General features: G+C 37.0%; 3 protein-coding genes and 2 other annotated features. Of the genes, 1 reads left to right on the top strand and 2 read right to left on the bottom strand.

The genetic code is table 11. The features are described 5' to 3' along the window. Window positions 1-4: 4 nt before the first annotated feature. Window positions 5-232 (bottom strand) — a binding site (T-box leader). 52 nt (window positions 233-284) lie between these two features. Continuing rightward, window positions 285-513 (bottom strand) — a binding site (T-box leader). Between the two features lie 89 nt (window positions 514-602). Beyond that, the gene (locus AC1DJR_RS17310; RefSeq protein ID WP_477003113.1) at window positions 603-3,350 is read right to left on the bottom strand and encodes a S8 family serine peptidase; all 2,748 of its coding nucleotides are present in this window, start codon (window positions 3,348-3,350) and stop codon (window positions 603-605) included. 229 nt (window positions 3,351-3,579) lie between these two features. On the opposite strand from AC1DJR_RS17310, the gene AC1DJR_RS17305 reads away from it, so the two are divergent. Beyond that, window positions 3,580-4,818: a TolB family protein gene (locus AC1DJR_RS17305; protein ID WP_429686926.1), complete on the top strand. Its 1,239-nt coding sequence runs from the start codon at window positions 3,580-3,582 to the stop codon at window positions 4,816-4,818. A gap of 43 nt (window positions 4,819-4,861) precedes the next feature. Here the strand turns inward: AC1DJR_RS17305 and AC1DJR_RS17300 are convergent. Next, window positions 4,862-4,933, bottom strand: a 72-nt coding sequence (locus AC1DJR_RS17300; protein WP_477003114.1) for a DUF4023 family protein, incomplete at its 5' end; no start/stop codon positions are given.

The following is a 4,933-nucleotide window of genomic DNA, read 5'->3' as shown; positions in this document are numbered from 1 at the left end:
ATCCGATAGGGGCGAAAGAATCGCGGTACCACCCTATTTGTAAGTGGAAATATACTTACATCTCAACTAATGATAACGGAAAAACTCCGTCTTTTCCTTCATGCATAAAAGCACTACGAAAAAGAAGCTCCAGAATTGTAATTCGTACTTATATATGTGCTGATTCACACTCACCATCAGCTCTCTGTAACAGGGATATAAGATACTACTGCGATTCTTTCAACGCGTAATATATGAATTTATTTAAAAGGGAAAGGCGCAAAAAAGCCCCTATCGGAAAATCCGATAGGGACGATAAAAATCGCGGTACCACCCTATTTGTAAACAATTAATTGTTTACCACTTACTTTAAGATAACGGAAAGATCCGTCTTTCTCTTCATGCATAAAAAGCATTACGGGAAAGAAGCTCCAGAATTGTAATTCACGCTTGTATATGTACTGATTCRCACCAACCATCAGTTCTCTGAGACAGGGATATAAGTCGCTACTAGTATTCCTTCAAAGCCGATATATAATTYGTTCAACTAAACTATGTTTTGTATTATAAAACTATTTTTGGGAAGTTGTCAACCATATTTTATTATAAAATATATTTGGTTCCTATTTCACTTCTAAATCAACATTTAAATTAGATGTATTTCCAGCTGCATCGGTTGCTATAATGTGGATTGTATTTTTCCCTTGTTGTAATTGATTGCGATCGAAATAAATTTCAAAGTTTTTCTCCCAATGGTTCAAGAAGGCATTTTCCCATACGCCATTTCCATTAATTTCATATTGTATCGTTACTGGATGTCCTGGAGCAACCCATCCGGATTCTGTCATCCAATCTAAAAGTATATCATCTACTTTCCCTCTAATTACAAGGTTTTCTTGATCTACTTCAGGTGATAATTTCGGTGCAGTGCGGTCGACGAACACAGCTCCCGTTTGCTTTGTTTCTCCTCCAGAATTAGAAGCGACAGCTTCAATTTGGTATAAGCCGTCAGGTAGAGGGGATCCATCAGTTTTCGTGCCATTCCATTTGAAAGATTTATAACCTGGTGTTTCATTTTTACTTTGATAAACCATTCCTTGATATGTTACTCGGTCTTTCGTAATCAAATTAGCATGAAACGTTACATCCTCAACTGGTGTAACTAAATAGTAATTGATCAGGTTGTCATCTAGTATTCGGTCATTATTTGGACTAAAAGTAGAATTAACAATTTCAAGGCCATCAATACGTTTGTATTCTTTCGGATCGATGCTAAATGTAAATGGAATACGCATTTCTTCAGTCTTCCCTTGCTCTTTTACGTATAGATTTCCCGTATATACACCTTGTGGTAAGGAGCTATCTACAGTAATAGTAAAAGGCTTTTCGATATTACTATTAGGTTTAATGCTAATAGAAGTAGGGAAAGAAGTCTGGACTTTTATTTTTGTATCTAGTAATTCAATGCGAGTTGAAAAGTTTTTCTTTTTGTTAGAAAGATTTTGTAACGTAATATTTTGTGTTAGCTTCACTTTGCCGCTATTAGGTTTAATAAGACCGAAACTTACATTRTTWGGTTTCACTAATGCATCTGYTTKKGCTGCTTTTGGAATGTTAATTAAACCRGATCCTTGTGYCATRACAGGATATGTATTTTCATTGACATCCTTTAATGTTTTTGCAGTGTTGGCAAAAGCTGCTTTCAATTGTTCTGTTGTCCAATCAGGGTGCATTTGACGCAGCAGGGCAACGGCTCCCGCTACTTGTGGTGCAGCCATACTTGTTCCGTTGTGAGATTCATAGCCACCTCTCGGTACTGTACTTGTAATTTGTACCCCAGGTGCAACAACGTCAGGYTTTATAAGCCAACTWCCTTGTGATGGTCCTCTTGAACTAAAGTTACCRATAAGTTCTGTTTGSTTTGGTTGTCCAATTTTTATATTTTTCTTWCGYTTTGTAATTAAAKTYTTYAAYTCTTCRCCATTTGYATTTGATAGYTGCATAACYGGAACAGCTAAAACGGAACGTTCGAAATATTCAGGCATAATATCGATTGTTTTGTCATTAGAAATTAATAATACACCGAGAGCGCCAGCTTGCTTCGCTTGTTCAGCTTTTACTAATGGACTAGAAGTTCCTTGTAGGATAAGGACGAATTTTCCTTTCACATCTTGTTTCGCATAATCACTTGGAGAACCATAGCCAACATATACAAGCGGAGCATCGTTTCCTACTTGGAAATCTGCTTTTGATAACGGTAATCCTTGGTAAGGTTTATTGGAACCAGCTACTTGGAATGTTGGAAATGGAATAGAAACTGTAGATGCTCCAACAGAGATGACACTACTTGCGTTACCAGGAGCGTCAACAGACCAAGGTTTTGGTCCATCATTTCCATTTGAGACGACCGCAGTAACACCAAGTTTTGCTGCACGTTCTAACGTCATTGTTACAGGTTGATCAGGTACATTCAAATCTTGACCAAGAGATAGRTTTAAAACATCGGCACCATCTTGAATAGCKCGCTCAATACCTTGAATAATATCATCGGTCGTACCRGTACCACCATCATTCATGACACGGTAAGCGAGTATAGAAGCATTCGGAGCAATCCCCTTTATTTTTCCGTTACCAGCAATAATTCCAGCAACATGGGTACCGTGGACATTTCCATCCATCGGATCATTATCTTCATCGACTGTATCATAGCCACCGATATAATTTGCTTGTAAATCAGGATGGGTATAGTCGACACCTGAATCGATAATAGCGACTTTCATCCCTTTYCCATCAAGGGGTTTRCCAGTYGGATCTTTTAAATTCCAAGCTTCAGGTGCACCAACTGTAGGGCCTCCAACGTTTGGTGTTTCTTGATCTGCTAGGCTTTTTGACGTTTCATGTAATTTATATGTTAAGTTCGGATAAATTGCTTTTACTTCAGGTAAAGAAGCTAGAGCGGCAATTTGATCCCCTGGGATAGAAATAGAAAATCCAGAAAATAACGTACTATACGTTTCTTTTATCGTTGCTTTCGGTGCTTTTTCTTTTATTTTCTTTGTTGTATCCTCTTGTGCTTTTTTTAGTTGTGCATGGTATGATTGCACATTGCTATTTTGTAGGTCCGGAGCATGTTGAATGTTACTTTGTGAAGCGAGTGGAGCATGTTGCAATTCTACAATGACTGAAATTTCTTTTGATGTTTTTGTTTCAACATTTTGCGCGATTTTGTTTTCTCCCCATTGTTCAATATTTGCTTTTAACTGTGGGCTAAATTGCTTCTCTTTTTGCAGTGATTCAGCATGGGCGCTTAATGCTCCAAAGCTCGAAAAGACGAGCGCCATACTTAATAGTGTTGATGTAGTTTTCTTCATTGAAACTCCCCCTAATAAAAAGTGCCAATTTTCCGAAAATAAATATTGCATTTTTATCTTTAATTATAGGAACGGATGTTGGCTAAACTATACATTCGACATAATTCATACCAAACCTCTTTGAATTGAAAATTTCTTGGGGGATTTTTTGGAATTATGTCGAATGGATAATATTTGCATATAGTAAGCGGAATATGAGGAATGCTAAAGGGGGAAATGGGGGTGCTATATGAAAAGGTTTATAGTAAGTGGAATCGTGATTTTGTTCCTTTTTTTCTGTTCAAGTTCTATTACTAGCGCAGAAAACAATGGAGTAAAAGTTGCCTTTATTCGTAATCATAATCTATGGATTAAAGTCGGTGAAAAAGAAAAACAAATTACAAAAGGAGAGTACATAACAGGGCCGAAATGGTCACACAATGGAGAATGGCTTGCATATGCAAAAGGAAAGAAGCGAAATCACTTTGAACTGTATCGGCTGAAAGATGGAAAGAAAGTTACACCATCTCAATCAGAAGCATCGAATTATCAATGGTCACCAACAGAGAATATAATTGCATTTGTATTTGCACGCACATTAAATACATTTGATGCTGAAAAAAAGAAAGTAGATTTTGAAAACGTAGCTAATGGTGTCGGTGACTATGCATGGTATCCTGATGGTAAGAAGTTTCTTGTATCATCAGAAGCGTACTTGCTTCCAACAGGATGGACAGGTGCTCAGTTATATGAAATACAAAAGGATGCAAATATGAATCCTCATAAGATGAAACATTTATATGCACTACCGAATGAGCATGATGATTTTTTAGCATTAGTTGGAAGTGGATTTAAGTGGTCGCCAGATCAAAAATGGATTTCGTTTTTGGCAGTACCAACAGCTTCTTTGTCAGCTGATAGTAATACCCTTTGTTTAATTCGATCAGACGCCAGTCGTTTTGAAACAGTAGATCAAATGTTATTAAACACACAATGGTTCAAATGGGCGCCATCAAAAAATATGTTAGCCTATATTGAAGGAAGCGGGAGAGTTGCTTTAGAGAATAAGCATTTAAAAATAAAAGAATTGCCGGCTCTCCAGCAAAATACATTTACTCCAAAAGGCTATGTTGATTGGGATTTCACATGGAAGAACGAGAATGTAATTATCGTTTCAAGGGCAAAGGAAGCAGAGCTATCGGTCCCTCTAGAAAAAAGACCACTACCATCTTTATATGAAATAAATAGTACAACAGATGAACAACATCAAATTACAAAGCCATCCAATAGCCAAGGCGATTATAGCCCTATTTTTAGTAAGAAAAGCAACCAATTAATGTGGCTCCGTTCAAATCGTAAGAAAGCTGATGTATGGCTTGCTCATAACGATGGAAAACATGAGAAGAAGTGGATTGAAAATATAGATGTACCAGAGTGGTATTATGAGAAATGGAATTGGGAAGATGTCGTTTCGGTTAAAGACGAGTAAAAAAACCTGCCTGAAATATAATTTTCAGGTAGGTTTTTCAATGTTATTTATGTGTTTTATTTGGCTTTTTTTTCGCAGGGTTTCCGTTCCCTTGGCGCTTTCTATTTTGTTCATC

The sequence above is a fragment of the Bacillus sp. 05T31 genome, assembly GCF_056396725.1.
This window is presented reverse-complemented; position numbering and strand designations above follow the sequence as displayed.